19 protein-coding genes are annotated in these 24,494 nt (G+C 64.1%); 12 read left to right on the top strand and 7 right to left on the bottom strand.

Going from position 1 to position 24,494, the window contains the following annotated elements; all coding sequences use genetic code 11:
- The first annotated feature begins 19 nt into the window (after nt 1-19).
- A complete protein-coding gene (gene aceE, locus FGS76_RS18280; protein WP_138774094.1) occupies nt 20-2,692 on the top strand; it encodes a pyruvate dehydrogenase (acetyl-transferring), homodimeric type in 2,673 nt (890 codons plus the stop codon).
- Nucleotides 2,693-2,712: 20 nt separating this feature from the next.
- Nucleotides 2,713-4,458: a dihydrolipoyllysine-residue acetyltransferase gene (aceF, locus tag FGS76_RS18275; RefSeq protein ID WP_138774093.1), complete on the top strand. Its 1,746-nt coding sequence runs from the start codon at nt 2,713-2,715 to the stop codon at nt 4,456-4,458.
- Nucleotides 4,459-4,549: 91 nt separating this feature from the next.
- Here aceF and FGS76_RS18270 read toward each other — a convergent pair whose 3' ends face one another.
- The 3 genes from FGS76_RS18270 to FGS76_RS18260 all read right to left on the bottom strand — a co-directional run bounded on the left by FGS76_RS18270 (nt 4,550) and on the right by FGS76_RS18260 (nt 7,257).
- A complete protein-coding gene (locus tag FGS76_RS18270) occupies nt 4,550-4,885 on the bottom strand; it encodes a Spy/CpxP family protein refolding chaperone (RefSeq protein ID WP_138774092.1) in 336 nt (111 codons plus the stop codon).
- Nucleotides 4,886-5,109: 224 nt separating this feature from the next.
- Nucleotides 5,110-5,793, bottom strand: a complete 684-nt coding sequence (locus tag FGS76_RS18265; protein WP_138774091.1) for a response regulator — start codon at nt 5,791-5,793, stop codon at nt 5,110-5,112.
- Between the two features lie 120 nt (nt 5,794-5,913).
- Nucleotides 5,914-7,257 (bottom strand): ATP-binding protein, encoded by a 1,344-nt coding sequence (locus FGS76_RS18260; protein ID WP_240692598.1) that lies wholly within the window; start codon nt 7,255-7,257, stop codon nt 5,914-5,916.
- 381 nt (nt 7,258-7,638) lie between these two features.
- Between FGS76_RS18260 and FGS76_RS18255 the strand changes: the two genes are divergently transcribed.
- Complete coding sequence (locus FGS76_RS18255) at nt 7,639-8,208, top strand: cob(I)yrinic acid a,c-diamide adenosyltransferase (RefSeq protein ID WP_138774089.1); 570 nt, start codon at nt 7,639-7,641, stop codon at nt 8,206-8,208.
- A gap of 104 nt (nt 8,209-8,312) precedes the next feature.
- Here FGS76_RS18255 and FGS76_RS18250 read toward each other — a convergent pair whose 3' ends face one another.
- Nucleotides 8,313-9,209, bottom strand: a complete 897-nt coding sequence (locus FGS76_RS18250) for a ketopantoate reductase family protein (protein ID WP_138774088.1) — start codon at nt 9,207-9,209, stop codon at nt 8,313-8,315.
- A 117-nt stretch (nt 9,210-9,326) separates the two neighbouring features.
- Here FGS76_RS18250 and FGS76_RS18245 point away from each other — a divergent pair, with 117 nt between their 5' ends.
- Entirely contained in the window at nt 9,327-10,691 is a 1,365-nt protein-coding gene (locus tag FGS76_RS18245; RefSeq protein WP_205717291.1) for an AmpG family muropeptide MFS transporter, read from the top strand.
- Between the two features lie 59 nt (nt 10,692-10,750).
- On the opposite strand, the gene FGS76_RS18240 is transcribed toward FGS76_RS18245, so the two are convergent.
- The gene (locus FGS76_RS18240; protein WP_138774087.1) at nt 10,751-11,053 is read right to left on the bottom strand and encodes an MGMT family protein; all 303 of its coding nucleotides are present in this window, start codon (nt 11,051-11,053) and stop codon (nt 10,751-10,753) included.
- Between the two features lie 219 nt (nt 11,054-11,272).
- Nucleotides 11,273-12,034: an SDR family oxidoreductase gene (locus tag FGS76_RS18235; RefSeq protein WP_138774086.1), complete on the bottom strand. Its 762-nt coding sequence runs from the start codon at nt 12,032-12,034 to the stop codon at nt 11,273-11,275.
- A gap of 312 nt (nt 12,035-12,346) precedes the next feature.
- Here FGS76_RS18235 and FGS76_RS18230 point away from each other — a divergent pair, with 312 nt between their 5' ends.
- The 5 genes from FGS76_RS18230 (at nt 12,347) to FGS76_RS18210 (ending at nt 20,761) form a co-directional block, all read left to right on the top strand.
- Nucleotides 12,347-12,637: a co-chaperone GroES gene (locus tag FGS76_RS18230; protein ID WP_138774085.1), complete on the top strand. Its 291-nt coding sequence runs from the start codon at nt 12,347-12,349 to the stop codon at nt 12,635-12,637.
- 88 nt (nt 12,638-12,725) lie between these two features.
- On the top strand, nt 12,726-14,369 hold the full coding sequence (gene groL / locus FGS76_RS18225; RefSeq protein WP_138774084.1) for a chaperonin GroEL: 1,644 nt from the start codon (nt 12,726-12,728) through the stop codon (nt 14,367-14,369).
- A 430-nt stretch (nt 14,370-14,799) separates the two neighbouring features.
- Nucleotides 14,800-16,353 (top strand): class I SAM-dependent DNA methyltransferase, encoded by a 1,554-nt coding sequence (locus FGS76_RS18220; protein ID WP_240692611.1) that lies wholly within the window; start codon nt 14,800-14,802, stop codon nt 16,351-16,353.
- Nucleotides 16,353-17,540, top strand: a complete 1,188-nt coding sequence (locus FGS76_RS18215) for a restriction endonuclease subunit S (RefSeq protein ID WP_170214514.1) — start codon at nt 16,353-16,355, stop codon at nt 17,538-17,540. The genes FGS76_RS18220 and FGS76_RS18215 overlap by 1 nt, the downstream gene beginning before the upstream one ends.
- Nucleotides 17,537-20,761 (top strand): type I restriction endonuclease subunit R, encoded by a 3,225-nt coding sequence (locus tag FGS76_RS18210; RefSeq protein WP_138774081.1) that lies wholly within the window; start codon nt 17,537-17,539, stop codon nt 20,759-20,761. The genes FGS76_RS18215 and FGS76_RS18210 overlap by 4 nt, the downstream gene beginning before the upstream one ends.
- A 211-nt stretch (nt 20,762-20,972) precedes the next feature.
- Here FGS76_RS18210 and FGS76_RS18205 read toward each other — a convergent pair whose 3' ends face one another.
- The gene (locus tag FGS76_RS18205) at nt 20,973-22,415 is read right to left on the bottom strand and encodes an SLC13 family permease (protein WP_138774080.1); all 1,443 of its coding nucleotides are present in this window, start codon (nt 22,413-22,415) and stop codon (nt 20,973-20,975) included.
- Nucleotides 22,416-22,562: 147 nt separating this feature from the next.
- On the opposite strand from FGS76_RS18205, the gene rrtA reads away from it, so the two are divergent.
- Genes rrtA through rimI form a run of 3 tightly spaced genes read left to right on the top strand, consistent with a single transcriptional unit; the run spans nt 22,563 to nt 24,494 of the window.
- Nucleotides 22,563-23,168, top strand: a complete 606-nt coding sequence (gene rrtA / locus FGS76_RS18200) for a rhombosortase (protein ID WP_138774079.1) — start codon at nt 22,563-22,565, stop codon at nt 23,166-23,168.
- 43 nt (nt 23,169-23,211) lie between these two features.
- Nucleotides 23,212-24,021, top strand: a complete 810-nt coding sequence (locus FGS76_RS18195) for a hypothetical protein (RefSeq protein ID WP_138774078.1) — start codon at nt 23,212-23,214, stop codon at nt 24,019-24,021.
- Nucleotides 24,018-24,494, top strand: coding sequence for a ribosomal protein S18-alanine N-acetyltransferase (rimI, locus tag FGS76_RS18190; protein WP_138774077.1), 477 nt, complete (start codon nt 24,018-24,020; stop codon nt 24,492-24,494). The genes FGS76_RS18195 and rimI overlap by 4 nt, the downstream gene beginning before the upstream one ends.

The following is a 24,494-nucleotide window of genomic DNA, read 5'->3' as shown; positions in this document are numbered from 1 at the left end:
CGATAAAGGACGCACGCCCATGCAAAAAAGAAGTTTCTTCGATGACTCGGACCCGGCGGAAACGCGGGAGTGGCTTGAGGCGCTGGAATCGGTGCTTGAGCGGGAGGGACCGGAACGCGCCGTCTGGCTGCTGGAAACCCTCACCAATGAAGCCCAGGAGCAGGGTGCCATCCGCGCCCACCTCAATACGCCCTACCTGAACACCATCGCGCCCAAGGACGAAGCGCCGATTCCCGGCGATATCTACATGGAACGCCGGATTCGTTCCCTGATCCGCTGGAACGCCCTGGCGATGGTGGCCAAAGCCAACATGAACGACGACGAACTGGGCGGCCACATCGCCAGCTTCGCGTCCTCGGCGACCCTTTACGACATTGGCTTCAGCCACTTCTTCCACGCTCCCCACGACGACAATCCCGGTGACCTGGTCTATTACCAGGGGCACTCCGCGCCGGGCATTTACGCGCGGGCCTATCTGGAAGGTCGCGTCAGCGAAGACCAGATGGACAATTTCCGCCGCGAGGTGGACGGCAAGGGGCTTTCCTCCTACCCGCACCCCTGGCTGATGCCGGATTTCTGGCAGTTCCCCACGGTGTCCATGGGCCTCGGCCCGATGCAGGCCATTTACCAGGCCTACGTGATGAAGTACCTGCAGAACCGGGAATTGATCCCCGACCGCAAACGCAAGGTATGGGCCTTCCTCGGCGACGGCGAAATGGACGAACCGGAATCCCTGGGCGCGCTGTCCATGGCCGGCCGCGAGCAGCTCGACAATCTGGTGTTCGTGGTCAACTGTAACCTGCAGCGTCTGGACGGCCCGGTTCGCGGCAACGGCAAGATCATCCAGGAACTGGAAGGCCTGTTCCGTGGCGCCGGCTGGAACGTGATCAAGGTGGTCTGGGGCCGGCTCTGGGACCCGCTGCTGGAGAAAGACAGCGAAGGTCTGCTGCGCCGCCGCATGGAAGAAGCGGTGGATGGCGAATACCAGGCCTATAAGAAAGAGGGCGGCGCCTACACCCGCGAGCATTTCTTCGGCAAATACCCGGAGCTGAAGAAAATGGTCGAGCACATGAGCGACGAGGACGTGTACCGCCTGAACCGCGGCGGCCACGACCCGTTCAAGGTGTACGCGGCCTATCATGAGGCGGTGAACACCGAAGGGCGGCCCACGGTGATCCTGGCGAAGACCGTGAAAGGCTACGCCACCGGCGCCGGCGAGGCGGTCAACAAGGCCCACCAGATGAAGAAAATGGATCTGGACAGCCTCAAGGAATTCCGCGACCGCTTCGACATTCCGCTCAAGGACGAACAGCTCAAGGACTTCCCCTACTACCATCCCGGCGACGACTCCCCGGAAATGCGCTACATGAACGAGCAGCGCGAAAAGCTGGGCGGTTACATGCCGGTGCGCCGGCGCGAGGCCAGCCAGTCGCTGACCATGCCGGGCCTGGATATGTTCCAGAACTTCCTGGAAGGCAGCGGCGACCGGGAACTGTCCACCACCATGGCGTTCGTGCGCATGCTCAGCGCCCTGATCAAGGACAAGAACATCGGCAAGCGGGTGGTGCCCATCGTTCCCGACGAGGCGCGCACCTTCGGCATGGAGGGCATGTTCCGGCAACTGGGCATCTACTCCTCCAAGGGCCAGCAATACGAGCCCGAGGACGCCGGCCAGATGATGTTCTACCGGGAAGACAAGAAGGGCCAGATTCTGGAGGAAGGCATCAACGAGGCCGGCGCCATGAGCGCCTGGATCGCCGCCGCCACCAGCTACAGCGTGCACGACTTCACGCTGATCCCGTTCTTTATCTACTACTCCATGTTCGGGCCGCAGCGTACCGGCGACCTGTGGTGGGCCGCCGGCGACAGCCAGGCCCGGGGCTTCCTGCTGGGTGGCACCGCCGGGCGTACCACGCTCAACGGCGAGGGCCTGCAGCACCAGGACGGCCACAGCCACATCCTCACCAGCACCATTCCCAACTGCATCAGCTACGATCCCACCTACGCCTACGAGCTGGCGGTGATCCTGCACGATGGCCTGCGCCGCATGTATCAGGACCATGAGAATGTGTACTACTACCTCACCCTGATGAACGAGAACTACCAGCACGGCGCCATGCCCAAGGGGGCCGAGGAAGGCATCCGCAAGGGCATGTATCTGCTGCGCGAAGGCAAGGGCAAGGGCGGCAAGAAAGCCAAGCGGGTGCAACTGCTGGGCTCCGGCACCATTCTGCGTGAAGTGGAAGCGGCCGCCGAACTGCTGCGCGAGGACTTTGGCGTGGCCGCCGATGTCTGGAGCGTGACCAGCTTCAACGAGCTGCGCCGGGAAGGGCTGCGCGCTGACCGCGACCGCCTGCTCAAGCCGGACCTGAAAGTGGCGCCCACCTGGGTGGAACAGTGCCTGGACAAGCGCCAGGGACCGGTGATCGCCTCCACCGACTACATCAAGGCCTACGCCGACCAGATCCGTCCCTGGGTGAAAGCACCCTATACCGTGCTCGGCACCGACGGTTACGGCCGCAGCGACTCCCGCGCCAAGCTGCGCAGCTTCTTCGAGGTGGACCGCCACTTCGTGGTGCTGGCGGCACTGAGCGCGCTGCGCGACCAGGGCGAACTGGACGCCGCCACCGTCAAGGAGGCGATCAAGAAATACGGTATTGATCCGGAAAAACCCTATCCGGTGACGCACTGAACTCTCAGAAGGAGTGACCTGTGAGCAAGGAAACCATCCGGGTACCCGATATCGGCAGCAGTGATCCTGTTGACGTTATCGAGGTATCCGTTAAGAAAGGCGACAGCGTCGAAGCCGAAGACACCATCGTGGTGCTGGAATCGGACAAGGCGTCGCTGGAAGTACCCTGTCCCAAGGCGGGCACGGTCCTGGAACTGAAAGTGAAAGCCGGTGACCAGGTGAAGGAGGGCGACCCGCTCCTGGAGCTGGACGTGGCCGGTGAGGACGGCGGCGAGGCGGATATCGCGGCTGAAGCCGCTCCTACAGAAGAGTCCGTGGCCGATGAGCAGGCCGGTAGGAGCGACTTCAGTCGCGAAAACGACAGCGCCGACAACGACAGCGCCGACGCAGCCCCGGCCCCCAAAGGCGGCACCCGCACGGTGCCGGCACCGGACCTGGGCGATATCGACGAAGCGGAGATCATCGAGATCAACGTGGCCGAGGGCGACAGCGTCGAGGCCGAGCAGACCATTCTGGTGATCGAGTCCGACAAGGCGTCCCTGGAAGTGCCCTGTCCGGAAGCGGGTACGGTGAAGAAGCTGCTGGTGAAGGTGGGCGACAAGATCGGCACCGGCACCGACCTGCTGGAACTGGAAACCGCCGGCGGCGGCCAGAGCGACGGGTCGGCTGGCGAAGAGAAATCGTCCGATAAAGGCGCGTCGGAGAAACCGGCCGCGAAGAAAGAGGCATCGGAAAAAGCGGCCTCCAAACAAGACGGCGCCGCCAAATCCAGCGGCTCCCGGAAGTCCGATCTGGACGAGAAACCGTCGGAAGCCGGCCGTCAGAACGTTCCCCCGGAAACCCCCGAGCGCTCCCAGGGCAAACCGTCCGCCTCGGTGCACGCCGGCCCGGCGGTGCGCAAGCTGGCCCGGGAAACCGGCATCGATCTGGCGGACGTGGCGCCCAGCGGGCCCAAGGAACGCATTCTCAAGGAAGACGTGCACGCCCTGATCAAGCAGCGGCTGGAAAATCCGCCCGTCGCCGCCGGTGGCGGGGCGCCGGACCTGCCGGAGATCGACTTCAGCGAGTTCGGCCCGGTGGAACGTCAGGAGCTCAACAAGCTGCGCAAGGTGGCGGCCAGGAACCTGCACCGCAGCTGGGTCACCATTCCCCATGTGACCCAGTTCGACGAAGCGGACATCACCGAGCTGGAAGCCTTCCGCAAGAGCCAGAACAAGGCCCTGGAAAAAGAAGGCGTCAAACTCACCATGCTGGCGTTCCTGGTCAAGGCCTGCGCCAACGCGCTAAGGGAATTTCCGCGCTTCAACAGTTCCCTGGAAGTGAGCGGCGAAGCCCTGATCATGAAGGACTACGTGCACATCGGCATCGCCGTGGATACGCCCAATGGTCTGGTGGTGCCGGTGATCCGCGACGCCGACAAGAAAGGGCTTAAGGAAATCGCCCTGGAAATGGGCGAGCTGGCCGGCAAGGCCCGGGACCGCAAGCTGTCACCGGCGGACATGAAGGGCGCCACCTTCAGCATCTCGTCGCTGGGTGGCATTGGCGGCACCGCCTTCACCCCCATCGTCAACTGGCCCGAGGTGGCGATCCTGGGTGTCAGCCGCTCCGACACCAAACCGGTGTGGGACGGCAAGGCGTTCCAGCCGCGCCTGACCCTGCCGTTGTCGTTGTCCTACGATCACCGGGTCATCGACGGCGCCGACGCGGCCCGCTTCACCAGCTATCTGAGTCAGCTGCTGAGCGATATGCGGCGGGCTTTGTTGTAACGCCGGGTCGTTAAAACCATCGCGGCTGAAGCCGCTCCTACGGTCTGTGTAGGAGCGGCTTCAGCCGCGATTTTTTTGCAACGCGACCGGTTTATTCCTTACCGCGACGCTCCTGCATTTTTTCCTTCCGTTCTTCCCATTTCTCCCGGCGCTTGTCGCGCATTGCCTCGGCTTTCGCCTGCTGTTCCGGCGTCAGCACCGCCTTGACCCGGCTTTCGGTTTCATCGTGGAGCGCACGCATCTTCTTTCCCTGCTCCTCCATGATGGTCTTGATGCGCGCCTGCTGGTCGGCGTTCAGGTCCAGCTCCTTGGCCATGTGTTCGACCATACGATCCGGATTCGGGCCGGGTTTCGGGGCGGCCATTACCGGACCGGCGAGAGCGGCCCCTGTGACCAGGGCCAGGGCGAGGGTAGTGATTTTCTTCATGGGGCTTCTCCTTGAAGCGACTTGATTCAACATCAGTGTCGCCGGGAAATGTGCAGACAGAATGCAGGAAACGTGAAAACCCATCGCGACTGAAGTCGCTCCTACACCCTCGCTGATCGCGACTGACATCGCTCGTACACCACACCTCCCCCCGCGTATCGCGACTGAAGTCGCTCCTACAGAGGGGGTGGGTTTGTAGGAGCGACTTCAGTCGCGATGGGTTGCTAAACGTCGTCGTCCGGCGTTTGCAGCCGGTACCCCACCCCGTAGACGCTGCCGATCCAATCGTGCTCGCCGGTCAGGCCTTCGCTGAGCTTGCGTCTCAGCTTGCGGATATGGCTGTCGATGGTGCGGTCGGACACCACCCGGTGGTCCGGATAGATCACGTCCATCAGCTGGTCGCGGCTCCAGATGCGGCCGGGTTGGCGGGCCAGGGTGGCCAGCAGTTCGAATTCGATGGCGGTAAGCGGTACCCGGGCGCCTTCGTGCACCGCCTCGAAACGGTGCCGGTCCAGCACCAGCCCCGGGCGGTCGTCGCGCTGTTCGCCCCGGGCCCGGCGCAGCACCGCCTTGACCCGGGCCACCACTTCCCGGGGGCTGAACGGCTTGCAGATGTAGTCGTCGGCGCCGATCTCCAGACCCAGCAAGCGGTCCACTTCCTCCACCCGGGCGGTGATCATCAGCACCGGCACGTCGGAGAAACGGCGGATCGCCTTGCACACCTCCATGCCGTCGCCGTCCGGCAGCATCAGGTCCAGCAACACCGCGTCGAAGTGGCCGTCGCGCACCCGCTGCTCCGCCTCCCGGGCACTGGCGGTGTGGGTCGGCTCGAAATGGCTGTGGCGCAGGTAATCGGCCAGCAGCTGGGCGAGCCGGGGCTCGTCCTCCACGATCAGAATGTTCGCCATGCTATTTTCCTTCAGTGAACCCGATCCGACATGGAAACGGTCTCCGCACCACCCCCCGTAGGAGCGGCTTCAGCCGCGATTGATGTGGTCGGCCCCGGCCAATCGCGGCTGAAGCCGCTCCTACGAACCGCGCGGCAGGCGCACGGTGATGCGCAGGCCGCCCAGCGGGCTGTGATCCGCGCTCATGGTGCCGCCGTGGGCCTCGACGATGCGCTGGCCGATGGCCAGGCCCAGGCCGGCGCCGCCGGTCTCCCGGTTGCGCGAGCTCTCCACCCGGTACAGGTGGTCGAACAGTTTCGGCAGCGCCTCGTCGGGCACCCCCGGGGCACTGTCGTCCAGGGTCAGGCACCATTGATCGCCATCGGCGGCCAAGTCCAGGCGTAGCTGGCCGCCCTCGTCGGTGTACTTGAGACTGTTCTGCAGCAGATTGTCCAGCAGTTGCCGCAGGCGCACCGGATCGCCGCCCAGCCGCGCCGGCGCCAGGGTGGTGTGCACCGTGACCCGGCGCCGGCCCAGGGCCGGGCGCAGCGCGTCCAGGGCATCCTCGCAGAGCGTATCCAGGTCCACCTGGCGGAAGTGATAGCGCAGGTTGCCGGCATCGGCCAGGGCCAGATCGTGCAGATCATTGACCAGATGGGTGAGCTGGCGCACCTGGGATTCCAGGGCGGCGATGCCGTCCTGATTGAGCGGGCGCACGCCGTCCACCATGGCTTCCAGTTCACCCTGCAACACCGACAGGGGCGTGCGCAGTTCATGGGCGATGTCCGAGAACCAGCGCTGCCGGGCGCGCCGGCCCTGATCCAGGCGCTCGCCGAGACCGTTGACGTGATGGATCAGCTGGCCGATCTCGTCGCGGCGGGCGCTGGTAAGGCGCGCCTCGTACTCGCCTTCGCGCAGCCGCCGGGTATGGCGGGTCAGCGCGGTGACCGGCGCCACCAGGTGCCGGGCCAGCAGCCAGGACACCAGCAGCGACAGGGCCAGCCCCACCAGCGCCATGGTCGACATAAAGCGCAGTAGCCGCTCCTGGAAGCGCTGGTCCAGCTTGTCGCGGATCGCCTCCTGGTCGGGGTAGGCGAGCCAGCCCACCAGGGTGTCGCCCACCCGGATCGGCACCTGCTCGCTAAGGCGGGAAGGCGGTGGCGGACCCAGCAGGGGGCGCTTGTCCGGGCTCAGCAGGGTCAGATGGCGCGGCGCGTCCCGGTCACGGCGCGGGCCGCCGTCGCGCTCCAGCCGCGCCTCCCGGTCACCGGCCAGCCAGTAAAGCCGGGTCAGCAGCCGTGGCTCGTCGAGCAGGAAATGCCAGCTGCCACGCTGGGTGTAGAGCACGCCGAGATGCTCGGCGAGCCGCTCCACCTGGGCCTGCTGACGTTCGTCGATGTACTTGCTCAGACTCTTCTCGAAGGCAAAAAAGAAGAACCCGCCGGCGGCCAGAATCAGCACCAGAAAGGTAGCCAGAAAAGTCACAAAGAGTTTTTTGCGGATGCCCATGACGGCGGAGGCCTGGCCGGGAATGAGCGGTCAGTTTAGTCGGCGCGCTTCGCCGGCCCCAGTGTCTTGCACATTCTTTCAATATCTTGGGGGTGGAGGGGAGGGGGCGGCAGTTGAAAGTTTAAAGTTAAAAGTTGAAAGGTCGCCGCCGCCTGGCCTTCCCGCGGCCTACGGCCGGGCGGCCCATCGGTGCTGGCTCTCCTTATGAGCGCGGGCACCGCTGCTGTCAGTACCCCCGGTGCGGCCCCGCGTTTCAACTTTTAACTTTAAACTTTCAACTGAGAATACCGACCTTCCAACTTCCCCCCTATCCAGGTCTAATAAATGCCCACTGACAGCCAACCCGGACGGTATGTTATGAGCGATGACGGCAAGGCCAAAACCCGTATCAACCGCGTGATCACGCGCAGCGGCGACGATGGGCGGACCGGTCTGGCGGACGGGTCGCGGGTGGCCAAGGATCACCCGCGTATCCAGGCGCTGGGCACCCTGGACGAGTTGAACAGCGAGCTGGGCGTGCTGCGCGCCCGGGAGCTGGACGCGGACCTGGACCGGCTGCTGGAAAACCTGCAGCAGCTGCTGTTCGATCTGGGCGGCGAGCTGGCGGTGCCGGGCACCAGCACCCTCACCGACGGGGACCTGGTGGAAGTGGAGTCCCAGGCGGACACCCTGAATGCGGAGCTGCCACCCCTGGAAGAATTCGTGCTGCCCGGCGGCCATCCGGACGCGGCCTGGTGCCACCACTGCCGCGCCCTGGCCCGCCGCGCCGAGCGGGACCTGGTGACCCTGGCCGCCGTGGACGACATCAACCCGGTGAGCCGGGCGGTGCTCAACCGCCTGGGCGACCTGCTGTTCGTGATGGCGCGCCTGATCAACCAGCGCACTGAAACACCCGAACCCCAGTGGCTGCCGCGCCGGGACCGCTAAGGTCCGGCCGCCGCGCCGGGTGTAGGAGCGGCTTCAGCCGCGATCAACGCTGGCGTCGCCACCCGCTCTAATCGCCGCTGAAGCGGTACGCCGCCCGACCGCACCTAGGGGGCGGAGAGGGTGCGGCCCCGCACGGCGGCGACCACCTCCCGATGGGCCGGCAGCTCCAGGCCCAGCCGCCGGGCCTCGCGCAACAACCAGCCGTTGATGGCGTCGATCTCGGTGCCCGCGCCCCGTTGCATATCCGCGCGCATGGAGGAGGTATTGCCGGCGGTGGCGGCGGCCACCGCCGCCACCTGATCCCAGGAGCCGCCGGGCCAGGCCGGGTCCAGGGCGCCCAGCAGGGTGTCCGCCTCGTCCGCCAGCCGCCGGGCCCGGGCGCTCAGTTCCGGGTCTTCCAGCAACCGCCCGTTGGCCACGTCGTACAGGCCGGTGAGCGGATTGATCACCGCGTTGGCCACCAGCTTGCGCCATTGCCGGTCGCGGATCGGTTCTGCCCACTCCAGGCCCGGCCAGTGCCGCGCCAGGGTTTGGAACCAGGCCGGCGCCGGCCCGCCCCGGGCGCGGCCCATCCAGGTCTGGTTCTCCGCCACCAGATGATGGCTGGGATGGCGCCCTTTCACCGCCGAGGTGGTCACCACCTCGATCAGGTCGGCACCCTCCGGGAGCCGGCCGTCCAGGCTGCCCAGGCCGTTCTGCAGCCGCAGCACGGTGACGTCCGGCGCCAGCGGCAGGTCCGCCAGGGCGGCATCGGAGTAGGGCGTCTTGCAGGCCACCACCAGGTGCCGGATCGGCGCCGCCGGGGCCGCCGGCAGTTCCAGGGCAAGCGGCGCGCGGCCATCCTCGAAGGTCAGGGTTTTGCGCAACGGCGCCGGCGGGCCGCCGTCCCGCCGGGGCAGCGCCACCGGAAAACCGGCGGCGCGCAGGTAGCAGGCGGCCAGGGTGCCCATGTTGCCGGCACCGGCCAGATACCAGAAAGGAACGTCCGGGGAGCAGATCATGGCGCTATGCTAGGCGTTGCCGGCGGCGGACGCCACGGTGGTGCGAAGGGGCACGTCGCCGGTTGTGCCCGGCCCGGGAAACCGGGACCATGAGCGCTTTGATGGAACTGAGCCCCGATGCCTGAATTGCGTGATACCCTCCGATCCGCCTGGCGCCTGTACCGCCACCCGCGGGTTCTGGTGATGCTGTTCCTCGGTTTTTCCGCCGGGTTGCCCTACCTGCTGGTGTTTTCCACCCTGTCCGCCTGGCTGGCGGACGCGGACGTGGACCGGGCCGCCATCGGTTATTTCAGCTGGGTGGGCATTCTGTTTTCCATCAAGGTGTTCTGGGCGCCGGTGGTGGACCGGCTCAAGCTGCCGCTGCTGGGGCGTCTGCTGGGCCAGCGGCGCAGTTGGATGTTGCTGGCCCAGGTGGGCATCGGCCTGTCGCTGGCGGCCATGGCCCTGGTGGAGCCGGTGGGCCATCTGGAACGGTTCGCGCAACTGGCCCTGCTGGTGGCGTTCTGCTCCGCCACCCAGGACATCTGCATCGACGCCTACCGCATCGATTCCGCCGACGAATCCTTCCAGGGCGCCATGGCCGCCACCTATATCCTGGGTTACCGGGTGGCGATGCTGGTGGCCGGCGCCGGCGCCTTCTACATCGCCAGTTACGACTCCTGGAACGGGGCCTACCACGCCATGGCCTGGCTGATGGGCGTGGGCGTCATCACCACCCTGATCATCCGTGAACCGGACACCCCGCCCCGGCAAAGCTTCGGCCGGCAGCCGGCGCAATGGCTGGAAACCGCCCTGATCGCCCCGTTCCGGGATTTTTTCAGCCGCTACGGGGCTCTGGCCCTGGGGCTGCTGGCGCTGGTGGCGATCTATCGGATCAGTGATATCACCATGGGCGTGATGGCCAACCCCTTCTATCTGGACATCGGCTACACCAAGAACGAAATCGCCACGGTGGCCAAGTTCTTCGGTTTCTTCATGACCATTCTGGGCTCCGCCGTGGGCGGCCTGGCGGTGCTGCGCTGGGGGCTGGGGCGTTCCATGCTGGTGGGCGCCGTGGGCGTGGCCGCCACCAATATGCTGTTCGCGGTGATGGCCGCCTACTCGCCGGTGACCCCGCTGCCGATACTGCCGGTGCTGGGGCTGCCGTTGGACCCGGAACAGGTGCGCTGGGGCGCGCTGGCCTGGCTGGCGGCGGTGATCAGCGCCGATAACCTGTTCGGTGGTTTCTCCAACGTGGCCCTGATCGCCTTTATGTCGAGCCTGACCAACCGCAACTTCAGCGCCACCCAGTTCGCTATCTTCAGCTCCCTGATGACCCTGCCGGGTAAGTTTATCGGCGGCTTCTCCGGCGAGGTGGTCAAGGCCGCCGGTTACCCGGTGTTCTTCAACTACGCGGCGTTGCTGGGGGTGCCGGCGATCCTGCTGACGCTGTGGTGGATACGCCGGCGCTACCCGCCGGCGGCGCAGGCGGATCGCGACTGAAGTCGCTCCTACATTTGGTAGCGCCTCCCTGTAGGAGCGACTTCAGTCGCGATCCGCTTTCAAGGCACCCAGAAACACCGCCGAGGCACCCGGTTGCCCACCACCGCCACGCCTTCTTCCGCCAGCCGGCGCACCTGCAGCTCGCCGCTGGGCGTGCCCGCCAGGGGTAGGCCGCCGTCGCCACGGATCACCCGGTGCCAGGGCAGGGCGGTGCCCTCGGGCAGGGTGCTCATCAGCCGTCCCACGAAGCGCGCATGACGGGGCCAGCCCGCCATCGCCGCCACCTGGCCATAGCTGGCCACGGTGCCGGCGGGGATGGCACCGACGATCTGGTAGACGGCGTCGCGGAATTCAGGGGTCATGGGGTTGAAAGTTACAAGTTGAAAGTGAAAAGGGACAGGGGCGGCTAAGCCGCCCCGACGCAGGATACAGGATGCAGGATACAAGGGTCGGGCTTGGCGTGAGCGGAAGGTCTTGCGTACTTGCAGTGCGAATTTTGGATCAAACGCAAGGGGCGCGGACCAGGAATCCTTCCGCCGCACCCAACCTCTCTTCAACTTGTAACTTGCAACTTGTGTCTTCTACCGCAATCCACCATCGGTCTCGATCACCCGGCCGGTAAAGTAATCGTTCTCGAAGATGAAGCGCACGGACAGAGCGATGTGCTCCGGTTCACCCAGGCGCTTGAGCGGTACCCCGGCCACCAGGCGGTCGCGGGCTTCCGGTTTCATGGCGGCGATCATGTCGGTGTTGATGGTGCCCGGCGCCACCACCCCGGTGCGGATGTTGTAGCGGGCCAGTTCCCGGGCCCAGACCTCGGCCATGGCCACCACCCCGGCCTTGGCGGCGGCGTAGTTGGTCTGCCCGAAGCTGCCGTGGCGAGCGATGGAGGAGATATTGACGATCACCCCTTCGTCGGCGCCAGTCTCGATTATGTGCCGGGCGGCTTCGCGGCCACACAGGAACACCCCGGTCAGGTTCACGTCGATCACCGCCTGCCACTGTTGCAGGCTCATGCTGGATTGCAGCTCGCCGTCCTTGTACTTCACCAGCAGCCCGTCGCGGGTGATGCCGGCGTTGTTGACCACCCCGTGTAGGGCGCCGGAATCCGCCACCACCTGCTCGAACAGGGCCACCACCTCTTCCTCCCGGGCCACATTGGCCAGGTAGGCCCGGGCCGCGCCGCCGGCGCGCTCGCACTGGGCCAGGGTCTCGTCCAGGTCGTCCTGGTTCAGGTCCACGCAGGCCAGCCGCGCGCCCCGGCCCGCCAGATTCACGGCGATGGCGCGGCCCAGCCCGCGCCCTGCGCCGGTAACCACCACCACTTTGTTGTTCAGATCCATGGGTTGCTCCTCGTCGGACGGAAGGGCGGCGGGGCCGCCCGGTGCAGGAAGCAGGATACAGGATTCAGGGGGAGGGTCTGGAGTGAGCGGGCAGGCTTGCCGCTTGAAACCACGCATCCCGCCCCCATCTCGCGGGACACGGTGGCGTACACCTTTCGGTGCGCCCCCTATTGACTGGCAAGTCGCGGTCACTATGATTAGCACTCAAACCGAGAGAGTGCTAAGGAGCCTCCGGGCAACGCCGCGCAAGCTCCTTTCCGGTTTTCGGGTAATCCCGCTGACCTTTGAATACGACGTTGGAGAATGGAGACCATGAAAATCCGTCCTTTGCATGATCGCGTGCTGGTGCGCCGCGAGGAGGAAGAGACCAAGACCGCCGGCGGTATCGTGCTGCCCGGTTCCGCCGCCGAGAAGCCGTCCCGTGGCGAAGTGATCGCCGCCGGCAACGGCAAGATCCAGGACAGCGGCGAAGTGCGCCCCCTGGACGTGAAGGTGGGTGACAAGGTGATCTTCGGTCAGTACTCCGGCAACACCGTGAAGGTGGATGGCGAAGAGCTGCTGATCATGAGCGAAGCCGAGATCCTGGCCGTCATCGAAGGCTGATCGACCGTCGAGGCAAGGCCGCCGGACCCGCTCCGGTCGTGCCGGTGACCATTGGCCGGTAACAACGAATTTGCAGAGGTAACAGATAATGGCTAAAGAAGTATTGTTCCGTGATGCCGCCCGCCAACGCATGGCCAAAGGCGTCAACACCCTGGCTGACGCGGTCAAGGTGACCCTGGGCCCGAAAGGCCGCAACGTGGTGCTGGAGAAATCCTTCGGCGCGCCCACCATCACCAAGGACGGCGTGTCCGTGGCCAAGGAAATCGAACTGGAAGACAAGTTCGAGAACATGGGCGCCCAACTGGTGAAGGAAGTGGCTTCCAAGGCCAACGACGAAGCCGGTGACGGCACCACCACCGCCACCGTACTGGCCCAGTCCATCGTTAACGAAGGCCTCAAGGCGGTTGCCGCCGGCATGAACCCGATGGACCTGAAGCGCGGCATCGACAAGGCCACCGACGCCATCGTCGAGCAGATCAAGTCCCTGTCCACCCCGTGTGACACCACCAAGAGCATTGAGCAGGTGGGCACCATCTCCGCCAACTCCGACAAGTCCGTGGGTGAAATCATCGCCCAGGCCATGGAGAAAGTGGGTCAGGAAGGCGTCATCACCGTGGAAGAAGGCCAGTCCCTGGCCAACGAACTGGAAGTCGTGGAAGGCATGCAGTTCGACCGCGGCTACCTGAGCCCGTACTTCATCAACAACCAGGAAAAGATGCAGGTCGAGCTGGAAGACCCCTACATCCTGCTGGTTGACAAGAAAATCTCCAACATCCGCGAACTGCTGCCGGTACTGGAGAACGTGGCCAAGGCCGGTCGTCCGCTGATGATCATCGCCGAGGACATCGAAGGCGAAGCGCTGGCCACCCTGGTGGTCAACAACATGCGCGGCATCATCAAGTGCGCCGCCGTGAAAGCGCCCGGCTTCGGCGACCGCCGTAAAGCCATGCTGCAGGATCTGGCGATCCTCAGCGGCGGTACCGTGATTTCCGAAGAAGTCGGTCTGAGCCTGGAAAACGTAGCCCTGGAAGACCTGGGTTCCGCCAAGAAGGTCAACATCGACAAGGAAAACACCACCGTGGTGGGCGGTAAAGGCGAGCAGGGCGACATCGACGCCCGTGTCGAGCAGATCCGCAAGGAAATCGACAACTCTTCTTCCGACTACGACCGCGAGAAGCTGCAAGAACGCGTGGCCAAGCTGGCCGGCGGCGTGGCCGTGATCAAGATCGGTGCCGCCACCGAAGTGGAAATGAAAGAGAAGAAAGCCCGCGTCGACGACGCCCTGCACGCGACCCGTGCGGCGGTGGAAGAAGGCGTGGTGCCCGGCGGCGGCGTGGCCCTGGTGCGCGCCCTGACCAGCATTGGCAACCTGAAAGGTGACAACGAAGAGCAGAACGCCGGCATCGCGCTGGTGATCCGCGCCCTCGAGTCCCCGTTGCGCCAGATCGTCCACAACGCCGGCGGCGAGCCGTCCGTGGTGGTACAGGAAGTCAAGAACGGTTCCGGCAACTACGGCTACAACGCCGCCACCGGCGAGTACGGTGACATGCTGGAAATGGGCATCCTGGACCCCGCCAAGGTAACCCGTTCCGCGCTGCAGGCGGCGGCTTCCATCGCCGGCCTGATGATCACCACCGAAGCCATGGTGGCCGACAAGCCGGAAGAAAACGGCGGCGGCGCCCCGGACATGGGTGGCATGGGCGGTATGGGTGGCATGGGCGGCATGATGTAAGCCTCCCCGGTCACACCGACCCAATAAAAAACCCCGCTTCGGCGGGGTTTTTTTATGCCTGCTTGTCCGTGAGCTGTAAGCGGAGGTCGAACCCTCCATCCGGGCCGCGTCTCGTAGTGGTCCCCCTCCCGGGAACGCCGTGAACCCGTCCATGGGGGCTCCCTTTCGAACGTCCTGTTCTCAGGGTCCCGGAAGGGGGACCACGACGAGACGCTTCGAGGTAGCGCAAGCGTCCCGCTGTGGCACTGCACGCTGCTGTAGGAGCGACTTCAGTCGCGATGAAGCCGGCACGGCCCAAGATCGTCGCCGAAGCGAAATGCCGCCCGACCAGCCCTCATACAAGGCAACCGTATGGCGGCCTTTGCAGGGCTGACATGCACCGCTACTATCACACCCTGTGATAAATAGGCATTAGGAGCAGTACACCTTGGTGAACGGAGACGTGGGGAAGCGCCTATGGGCGGCGGCTGACCAGCTATGGGCCAACACCGGCCTCAAGCCCGCCGAATTCTCGGCCCCGGTGCTGGGGCTGATCTTCCTGAAGTACGCCGACAGGAATTATACCGCCGCCGAGGAGCGGATCGGGCCTGTGGGTTCCGGCCGCCGCCGCAAGGTAAGTAAGGACGACTACCTGGCCGAAGGGGTCATCTTCCTGCCGGAGACTGCCCGATTTTCCTATCTTCTGTCGCTTACCGAGGGCGACAACATCGGCAAGGCCGTCAACGAGGCCATGAAGGCCATCGAAGCGGAGAATCCCGATCTCAAGGGCGCTCTGCCGCGCAACTATACCGGCCTGGAAAACTGGGTGCTGCAGGAGTTGCTTAAGCAGCTCGCCCCGGTGGACCTGTCCGGGGATGCCTTTGGCAAGGTTTACGAGTACTTTCTCGGTAATTTCGCCCTCAAGGAAGGCCAGAAAGGTGGTGTTTTCTACACCCCGGAGTCCATCGTCAAACTGATCGTGGAGATCATCGAGCCCTACCACGGGCGGATTTTCGACCCGGCCTGTGGCTCCGGCGGCATGTTCGTGCACTCGGCGGACTTCGTGCAGCGCCACCACAAGGCCGCCATGGAGGAAATCTCCATCTTCGGCACCGAGAAGGATCAGACCACCGTCAACCTCAACAAGATGAACCTGGCGGTGCATGGCCTCTCCGGCGATGTGCGGGTGTCCAACACCTACTACGAGGACCCCTTCGGCGTCATCCACCATAACGGGGACGGTTTCTTCGACTTCGTGATGGCCAACCCCCCGTTTAATGTCTCGGGGGTGGACAAGGAGCGCTTGGAGGGCGACCCCAGGTTCCCTTTTGGCTTGCCCAAGACCGACAACGCCAACTACCTCTGGATTCAACTCTTCTATGCTTCGCTCAATCCTACCGGGCGGGCCGGATTCGTAATGGCCAACTCGGCGGGAGACGCCCGGGGCAGCGAACAGGCAATCCGCCAGAAGCTGATCGAGTCCGGTGCCGTGGACGTGATCGTCTCGGTGGGAACGAACTTCTTCTACACCGTCACGTTACCCTGCACCCTCTGGTTCTTCGACCGCGCCAAGAGCGAGACCGAGCGGGGCGACAAGGTGCTGTTTGTCGACGCCCGCCACATCTACAACCAGATCGACCGGGCGCACCGCGACTGGCTGCCGGAGCAGATTGAGTTCCTGGCCAATATTGTCCGCCTCTACCGTGGCGAAGACATCGAGCTGGGTCAGGGCAATGAGCCGCTGCTGGCCGAGAAGGGGCTGGCCGAGGGCTATGCCGATGTGCCTGGGCTCTGCAAGTTAGCGACTCGCGATGAAATCGAGGCGCAGGGCTGGTCGCTGAACCCAGGTCGATATGTCGGGGCAGCGGCAAGAGAAGCCGAGGATGTGGACTTCACGGAGAGGCTGGACGAACTGGCTGAGGAGCTGGAGGTGCTGAACTCTGAGGCGAAAGAGCTAGAGGAGAGAATTGCACTGAACACATCTGCTCTGATCGGAGTGCAATGATGAGTGGCCAGTGGAAAAAGTGTTTGCTTGGTGATCTCGTCGAGCTGAAAAGGGGATATGATCTTCCAACATCTTCCAGGATTCCTGGGGACTATCCTATAGTTTCGTCCAGCGGAATTTCCGGTACGCATGTAGAAGCCAAGGTCAAAGCCCCCGGAGTCGTGACTGGCCGATATGGCACATTGGGACAGGTTTTCTATCTCAAAGAAGACTTCTGGCCGCTCAACACCAGCTTGTATGTGAGGGACTTCAAGAGAAATCATCCAAGGTTTATTGCATATTTCTTAGGCTCTCTTGGCCTTGCAAGTAGCAATGCAGCAGGAGCTGTACCGGGACTAAACAGGAACCATCTTCATCAGCTAGAAGTATCTGCGCCTGATTATGAGACACAGGAAAGAGTCGCCTCCATCCTGGTCGCCTACGACGACCTCATCGAGAACAACATGCGCCGCATCGAGATTCTTGAGGAAATGGCTCGGCGGTTGTACGAGGAGTGGTTCGTCCACTTCCGCTTCCCTGGTCATGATGAGGTGAGCTTCAAGGAGAGTGAGCTTGGGGAGATTCCTCAGGGGTGGGAGGTTCGTCGACTTGAGGATACGGTAGCTTTAAATCCACGCACAAAGGTTCCCAAGGTCGGAGAGAAGTGGTTTGTGCCGATGCGCGCGTTATCAGAATCGAGCATGATTGTTGGCAACTTGGAGAGGAAACCCGGCAACAGTGGTGCAAAATTTCAGAATGCCGATACCCTGGTTGCTCGGATTACGCCTTGTCTAGAGAACGGAAAGACCGGATTTGTTGATTTCCTTCCTGAAGACCAGCCAACCGCTTGTGGTTCCACCGAATTCATCGTTTTGCGTTCAATCAGTTTGTGCCCAGAAATGGTTTACTTACTCGCGAGAAGTGACCGGTTCCGTGATGTCGCTATCAAAAGCATGTCAGGTGCTACTGGAAGGCAGCGAGTTCGGGTCGAGAGTTTGGTGGATTTTCCGGTGGTTCAACCTGACAGCGCGACCTTGGAAACTTTCCAGCGTTTCGTGTCGCCGTTTTTCAAGCAAGCACGCACATTGGCACTAAAGAACAGCAACCTCCATGCCCAACGCGACCTGCTCCTGCCCAAGCTGGTCTCGGGCGAGATCGACGTATCCGACATCCCCATGCCCGACGACAAGGAGGTCGAAGCCGCATGACACCCCCGCCATCCCCCGCGCAGGCCTACTCCGAGGATGCTCTGGTCGAGCAGCCCGCCATCAAGCTGTTCGCTGAGCTGGGCTGGGAGACCGCCAATCTGCACGGGGAATGGTCGGGTACGGTGTCTAGCGAGGGAAGGCAGACTCAGCATGAGGTGGTGCTGGTGCCTCGGCTGCGGGCGGCCCTGGAGAAACTCAATCCCGGGTTGCCTGGCGAGGCTATGGAAAAGGCCATCGAAGCGCTCACCCGCGACCGCGCCACGCTGCTTGCGGTTAACGCCAACCTGGAGGTCTACCGGCTGCTCAAGGATGGTGTGAAGGTGGAAATGGCGGATGACAACGATGGCACCTCCATCGAGACGGTGCGGGCGATCGATTGGAATCAACCCGAGCAGAACGACTTTCTGCTGGCCTCCCAGTTCTGGGTGCGCGGGGAGCTGCATACCCGGCGCACGGATCTGGTTGGCTTCGTTAACGGCTTGCCGCTCTTGTTCGTGGAGCTGAAGGCCAGCCATAAGACCCTCAAGGCCGCCTACGACAACAATCTCACAGACTACCGCTCGCTGATCCCCCAGTTGTTCACCTACAACGCCTTGGTGATGCTCTCCAATGGTAGCCAAACACTGGTCGGTGGCACTTTCTCGCCCTGGGAGCACCTGTTCGAGTGGAAGCGTATCAACGATGAGGGCGAGAAGGGCGTAGTGTCCTTGGAGACCGCCATCCGGGGTATCGCTGAGCCAGCGCGGCTATTGGACATCGTGGAGAACTTCACTGTGTTCGAGGAGGCCCGGGGTGGCACCATCAAGAAGATCGCTAAAAACCACCAATACCTCGGGGTGAACAAGGCCATCGCCGAGCTTTTGCGGATCAAGGATCGTGCTGCCGGTGAGGCGGGGCGTCTGGGCGTGTTCTGGCATACGCAGGGTTCGGGCAAGTCGCTTTCCATGGTGTTCTTCACCCAGAAGATCCACCGCACCATTCCCGGCAATTGGACCTTCGTAATCGTCACCGACCGCAACGATCTGGACGATCAGATCTACAAGACCTTCGTCGCCACCGGCGCGGTCAATGAGGTGGAGGCTCATGCCGAGAGCGGGGCCCACCTCAAGCAACTGCTCGGCGAGGATCACCGCTACGTTTTCACGCTGATCCAGAAATTCGGCACCCGGCAGGGGGAGACCTACCCCAAGCTTTCCGATCGCCAGGACATCATTGTCATCACCGACGAGGCGCACCGGTCGCAGTACGACACCCTGGCCATGAACATGCGAGCCGCGCTGCCCCGGGCGGCCTTTCTGGGCTTCACCGGTACGCCGTTGATGGCCGGCGAAGAGAAGACCAAGGAGGTGTTCGGTGATTACATCTCGGTCTACGACTTTGGCCAGTCCATCGCCGATGGGGCCACGGTGCCGCTCTATTACGAGAACCGCATTCCCGAGCTGCAACTGATCAACGAGAGCCTCAACGACGACCTGACCCGCCTGCTGGAAGAGGCTGAGTTGGACGAGGATCAGGAAAAGAAAGTCGAACGGGTGTTCGCCCGTGAGTATCACCTGATCACCCGTGATGATCGCCTGGAAGCCATCGCCGAGGATCTGGTGCGCCATTTTGTCGGTAGGGGCCACCAGGGCAAGGCGATGATGGTCTGCATTGACAAGGCCACCGCCGTGAGGATGTACGACAAGGTACAGGCCCACTGGAATAGCTATTTGGCCCGCCTCCAGGACGATTTGGCATCCGCGCCCCAGGACCAGCAGGAGGCGCTCAAGCATAAGATCAAGGTGTTGGAGAGCACCGACATTGCGGTGGTGGTGTCTCAGGGGCAAAACGAGGTGAAGCAGCTGGCGGACAAGGGGCTGGATATCGTGCCCCACCGTAAGCGCCTGGTGGAGGAAGACCTGGATGAGCAGTTCAAGGACCCGGACGGACCGCTACGGCTGGTGTTCGTTTGCGCCATGTGGATCACCGGTTTTGATGTGCCTTCCTGTTCCACCATTTACCTCGACAAACCGATGAAGAACCACACCCTGATGCAGACCATCGCCAGGGCCAACCGCAAGTACCCCGGCAAGGAAGCGGGGCTGATCGTGGATTATGCCGGGGTCTTTCGCAGGCTGCAGGACGCATTGGCTATCTACGGTGGTGCTTCCCCCGAAATTGCCGACCCGGGTGCCAGCTACGATGGTTCATCCCCCACGGACGGCGGCACGCCGATCCACCAGAAGAGCGAGCTGGTGGAATACCTCAAGCATTTGCTCGCCCAAGGGATCGCCTTCCTGACAGAGAGGCAGATCGACGCCGAGGCGATCAAGGCCGCCACGGGCTTCAACAAGGTGGCCTTGCTCGATGATGCAGTGGAGAAACTGCTGGAGAACGAGGAAACCAAAAAGGCTTTCCTGAACCTTGCCAGAGCCAATGCACGGGTTTTCAGGGCCATCCTCCCTGATCCGTCGGCTAATGCGCTGGCCCCCGATGCGGTGCTGCTCTCGGTGCTGGCTCAGAAGATCAAGGCGTTGGACCCTGAGGTGGATATCTCCAAGGTGATGAAGGAGGTTGACGATCTGCTCGACCAGTCGGTGGCCCCAGTGCCCTACTTCATTGAGGAAACCGACCAGGAGAAGCTTTTCGATCTTAGCAAGATCGACTTCGAAAAGCTGAAGGAAAGATTCGACAAGGGCAAGAAGCGTACCGAGGCCGAGAAACTGCGTGCGCTGCTGAACCGGAAGCTGGAAAGCATGGTGGCAAGGAATCCGAGCCGCTCCGACTTCATGGAAAAGTTGCAGGAGCTGATTGAGAAGTACAACGCCGGAAGCCTGAACATCGAGGCGTTCTTTAAGCAACTCATGACGTTCACCGGAGAGCTGCAGCAGGAAGACCAACGGGCCATCCGTGAGGGGCTGACCGAAGAGGAGTTGGCCCTTTTTGATATCATCACCAAGCCCGCACCGGAGATGAGCGACAAGGAAGTGGCGCGAGTGAAGGGTATGTGTCGTGAGCTGCTGGCGACCCTCAAAAAGGAAAAGCTGGTACTGGACTGGCGCAAGAAAGCCCAGGCCAAGGGCGATGTTCGCCGCACCCTTGAGGTCGCTTTCGACCTGGGTCTGCCCTCAAGCTTCGACGAGCCGCTTTATAACGAAAAATGCGAAGCGGCGTTCCACCACTTGATGACCAGCTATTACGGCGGTGGCCAGAGTGTGTATGCCGCGTCCGGTCTGCACTGATCGAACAAGGGCGTAAGCGGCCTTATCGCGACTGAAGTCGCTCCTACAACAACGACAACCTACGGAGCCGCGCTTGGCGCTACCTCGTAGCGTCTCGTCCGGGACCCTTGAGAACAGGACGTTCGAAAGGGAGCCCCCATGGACGGGTTCACGGCGTTCCCGGAAGGCGGAGCCGCGCGCGACGCGGCCCCGATGGAGGGCCCGGCCCTCCCTACATCAACTTCATCAGCGGCAGGGCCAGCAGGGTGATCAGCACCGCCGCCACCAGGTTGAGCACGAAGCCGGCGCGGATCATGGACTGGATGCGCATGTGGCCGGCGGCGAACACGATGGCGTTGGGTGGCGTGGCCACCGGCATCATGAAGGCGCAGCTGGCGGCCAGGGCCGCCGGCACCGTGGCCAGCAGCGGCGAGATGTTCTGCGACACCGCCAGGGCGCCCAGCAGCGGCAGGAAGGCGGCGGCGGTGGCGGTGTTGGAGGTGACCTCGGTGAGGAACAGGATCACCAGCACCACCAGCCCGATCAGCACCAGAATCGGGAAGCCTTCCAGCACCTGCAGTTGTTCGGCGATCCATTGCGCCAGGCCGGAGTCCGAGATGGCGGCGGCCAGGGACAGGCCGCCACCGAACAGCAGCAGCACCCCCCAGGGCAGGTCGCGGGCCGCTTCCCAGGTGAGCAGGCGTTCGCCGCGGCGGCCGCCGCTGGGGATCAGGAACATAAGCAGGCCGGCGGCGATGGCGATGCCGGTGTCGCTGAGCCAATCCAGGCCGTAGCGGTGCACCAGCAACGGGCGGGCGATCCAGGTGAGCGCCGCCAGGGCGAAGATGATCGCCACCCGCTTTTCGGCGCGGCTGATCGGACCCATCTTGGCCAGTTCGTCGCGGATCATGGTGTCGCTGTTCTCGTTGTCCAGCTTGAAGCCGCCCCGGGTCAGCCACCACCAGGCGAACAGCATCATGGTGACGCTGATCGGCACGCCCACGATCATCCATTGCGCGAAGCCCAGCTCGATGCCCTGGTTGTCGCTCAGGTAACCGGCCAGCAGCGAATTGGGCGGCGTGCCGATCAGGGTGGCCACGCCGCCGATGCTGGCGGCGTAGGCGATGGCCAGCAGCAGGGCGGTGGCGTAGCGGTTCACCTCGCGCTCGTCGCCGCCGTCCAGCAGGCTGATCACCGACATGCCGATGGGCAGCATCATGATGGCGGTGGCGGTGTTCGACACCCACATGCTGAGAAAGCCGGTGGCGATCATGAAGCCGCCGATCTGCCGGCGTGGCTTGGCGCCGACCAGACGCAGCACCTGCAGGGCCAGCCGCCGGTGCAGGTGCCAGTGCTGCATGGCCAGGCCCAGCAGGAAGCCGCCGAAGAACAGAAACACCACCGGGTTGGCGTAGGCACTGGCGGTGCGGCCCATTTCAGTGATGCCCAGGGGCGGCGCCAGGGCCAGGGGCAGCAGGGCGGTGGCCGGGATCGGCAGCGCCTCGGTGGCCCACCAGGTGGCCATCAGCAGGGCCAGGCCGACACAGGCCCAGGCCGGGTCGGAGAGGCCCGCCGGCGCCGGGGCCAGCAGAGTGATGAGCAACCAAAGAGGGCCCAACCAGAGCCCGATACGGGCGGCCTTGCCGGCGGTGGCGGGGGAAGCATTTGAAGACATGGAAAACCCGTTTTGCGGTCGTTGGTGCCCAGGGGTACGGGCGGAGCAGGCGATTTTACCCAAGCCGGGCGCTCGCGTGCAGGGGGCGGGCCGTGAAAATGCCCGGCGACGCTCCCGTCCGGCGATAAAACTGCGTATCCTGCGCCGATGACTCCCCGCGATCCGAAACTGCTTGTCCATGCCGGCCTGTTCGCCGCCCTGGTGCTGCTGCTGGGCCTGGCCCACCAGTGGGTCAACCCGCTGCTGCGCTATGAACGGGCGGCGCTGCTGGACGGGCAGCTGTGGCGGCTATTCAGCGCGCATCTGGTGCACCTGAATCATTGGCACACGCTGATGAACCTGGCCGGGCTGGGGCTGATCCTGTGGTTTTTCCGCGATCTGCTGGACCGCCGGCGGTTTTGGCTGTGGCTGGCGGTGTGCGCGCCGCTCACCAGCCTGGCCATGTTGCTGCTGGACCCGGCGCTGGACTGGTATGTGGGCCTGTCCGGGCTGCTGCAGGGGTTGCTGGTGCTGTGCCTGCTGCTCGGCTGGCGCGGCCACCCGGGGCTGCACTCGCTGGTGCTGGCGCTGGTGGTGGGCCGGCTGATCTGGGAGCAGACGCCGGGCTACGACCTGGATTATCTGCGCCACTGGATTCACGGCCGGGTCTACGTCAACGCCCACCTCTACGGGGCCCTGAGCGGCGCCTTGCTGGCGGCGGCCATCGGCCTGCGCGCCCGCTTTGCGGGTTCCGCGATACAGCCGCCGGCATGAATTTGCTAAGCTGCGCGTCATCCGTTTTTTCGCCGAGCCGCCCATGAACGAAGCGCAACGCCAAAGCTATCTGCGAGCCCTGGGGCTGACCCCCTGGGTGGCGCGGGTGCCGCTGCCCGGCGCCGCGCCCAGTGAGGCCCTGGATTGGGAGGCGGAAACCGACCACCGGCCCACGCCCATGGCCGACGCGGTGCCCGCCACCTCGGTGCCGCGACCGGCGGATAATCGGCGGGAGGAGCCTTCAGCGTCGATAGAACAGCCCTCAGCGCGGACAGAAGAGCCCTCAGCCGGTATAGAAGAGCCCTCAGCTCGGACAAAAGAGCCCTCCGCTCCAGTGGAAACTCCGGCCCGGACGGACGCGCCGCCGGCGCCGGCCCGCTCGCAATCCACCGGCCAGAACCAGGCGCTGGTGTTCACCCTGGAAGTGCATCTGGCCGGCGATACCTGGGTGGCGTTTGAGCAGGAAGACGCCCAGGCCCCGGAGTTGGGCCGCCACACCGGGGTTCTGGCGGCGTCGCTGCTGGCGGTGTACGGCGCTACCCCGGAGCGGCCCCGGCGCTTCTATTGTCCGCTGGCCGGTCAGCCCACCACGGCGGCGGAGGCCGGCCAGGCCCTGCGCGCCTTTCTCGACGGCCTGGCCGGCCGCTACGGCGGCCAGCGGGTGCTGTTTTGCGTGGGCGAGGCACTGAGCCGGGCGCTGTTCGACGCCGGCCGCTATGAAGGGTTTCGCCTCGGCGACCGGCCGGCCCTGGCGGTCAGTTCCCTGCAGGAAATGCTGGCTGACCCGGTGCGGCACAAGAGCGCCAGCTGGCGGGCCATGCGCAGCGAGGGCTTCGGCGGGGCCCGGGTATGATCGAGGGCCCCGGTGGGGCGCGGCTGCGCACCCTGACCAGCACCGATCTGGACGCCGTGCTGACCATCGAGGAGGCCAGCCAGCCGACCCCCTGGACCGCCGGCAATTTCCGCGACTGTCTGCACAGTGGCTACCGCTGCCGGGTGGCGACGGTGGACGGCGAGCCGGTGGCCTTCATGATTCTTTCCTGCGTGCTCGACGAAAGCCATCTGCTGAACATCGCCGTGGCGCCGGCCTGGCAGCGCCGGGGCCTGGCCCGCTGGATGCTGCGCCAGGCCCTGGCCGAGGCCGACGACGCCGGCCTGTCGCTGATGTTTCTGGAGGTGCGCGACGGCAATCAGCCGGCGCGGCGGCTATATCGGGAACTGGGGTTTCAGGAGACCGGGCGGCGCAAGGCCTACTACCGCACCCGTGGCGAGGAGCGCGAGGACGCGGTACTGATGATGGTGGAGATCACCGGCGCTCATAAATAA

The organism is Alloalcanivorax gelatiniphagus, assembly GCF_005938655.1.
Classification (GTDB): Bacteria; Pseudomonadota; Gammaproteobacteria; order Pseudomonadales; family Alcanivoracaceae; genus Alloalcanivorax; species Alloalcanivorax gelatiniphagus.
This window is presented reverse-complemented; position numbering and strand designations above follow the sequence as displayed.

What these genes read in the sequence shown, in the direction of transcription:
- aceE (WP_138774094.1), top strand. Translation starts at nt 20, where the DNA reads ATGCAAAAAAGAAGTTTCTTCGATGACTCGGACCCGGCGGAAACGCGG.
- FGS76_RS18270 (WP_138774092.1), bottom strand. Translation starts at nt 4,885, where the DNA reads ATGAAGAAAATCACTACCCTCGCCCTGGCCCTGGTCACAGGGGCCGCT.
- FGS76_RS18265 (WP_138774091.1), bottom strand. Translation starts at nt 5,793, where the DNA reads ATGGCGAACATTCTGATCGTGGAGGACGAGCCCCGGCTCGCCCAGCTG.
- FGS76_RS18255 (WP_138774089.1), top strand. Translation starts at nt 7,639, where the DNA reads ATGAGCGATGACGGCAAGGCCAAAACCCGTATCAACCGCGTGATCACG.
- FGS76_RS18250 (WP_138774088.1), bottom strand. Translation starts at nt 9,209, where the DNA reads ATGATCTGCTCCCCGGACGTTCCTTTCTGGTATCTGGCCGGTGCCGGC.
- FGS76_RS18245 (WP_205717291.1), top strand. Translation starts at nt 9,327, where the DNA reads ATGCCTGAATTGCGTGATACCCTCCGATCCGCCTGGCGCCTGTACCGC.
- FGS76_RS18240 (WP_138774087.1), bottom strand. Translation starts at nt 11,053, where the DNA reads ATGACCCCTGAATTCCGCGACGCCGTCTACCAGATCGTCGGTGCCATC.
- FGS76_RS18235 (WP_138774086.1), bottom strand. Translation starts at nt 12,034, where the DNA reads ATGGATCTGAACAACAAAGTGGTGGTGGTTACCGGCGCAGGGCGCGGG.
- FGS76_RS18230 (WP_138774085.1), top strand. Translation starts at nt 12,347, where the DNA reads ATGAAAATCCGTCCTTTGCATGATCGCGTGCTGGTGCGCCGCGAGGAG.
- groL (WP_138774084.1), top strand. Translation starts at nt 12,726, where the DNA reads ATGGCTAAAGAAGTATTGTTCCGTGATGCCGCCCGCCAACGCATGGCC.
- FGS76_RS18215 (WP_170214514.1), top strand. Translation starts at nt 16,353, where the DNA reads ATGAGTGGCCAGTGGAAAAAGTGTTTGCTTGGTGATCTCGTCGAGCTG.
- FGS76_RS18210 (WP_138774081.1), top strand. Translation starts at nt 17,537, where the DNA reads ATGACACCCCCGCCATCCCCCGCGCAGGCCTACTCCGAGGATGCTCTG.
- FGS76_RS18205 (WP_138774080.1), bottom strand. Translation starts at nt 22,415, where the DNA reads ATGTCTTCAAATGCTTCCCCCGCCACCGCCGGCAAGGCCGCCCGTATC.
- rrtA (WP_138774079.1), top strand. Translation starts at nt 22,563, where the DNA reads ATGACTCCCCGCGATCCGAAACTGCTTGTCCATGCCGGCCTGTTCGCC.
- FGS76_RS18195 (WP_138774078.1), top strand. Translation starts at nt 23,212, where the DNA reads ATGAACGAAGCGCAACGCCAAAGCTATCTGCGAGCCCTGGGGCTGACC.
- rimI (WP_138774077.1), top strand. Translation starts at nt 24,018, where the DNA reads ATGATCGAGGGCCCCGGTGGGGCGCGGCTGCGCACCCTGACCAGCACC.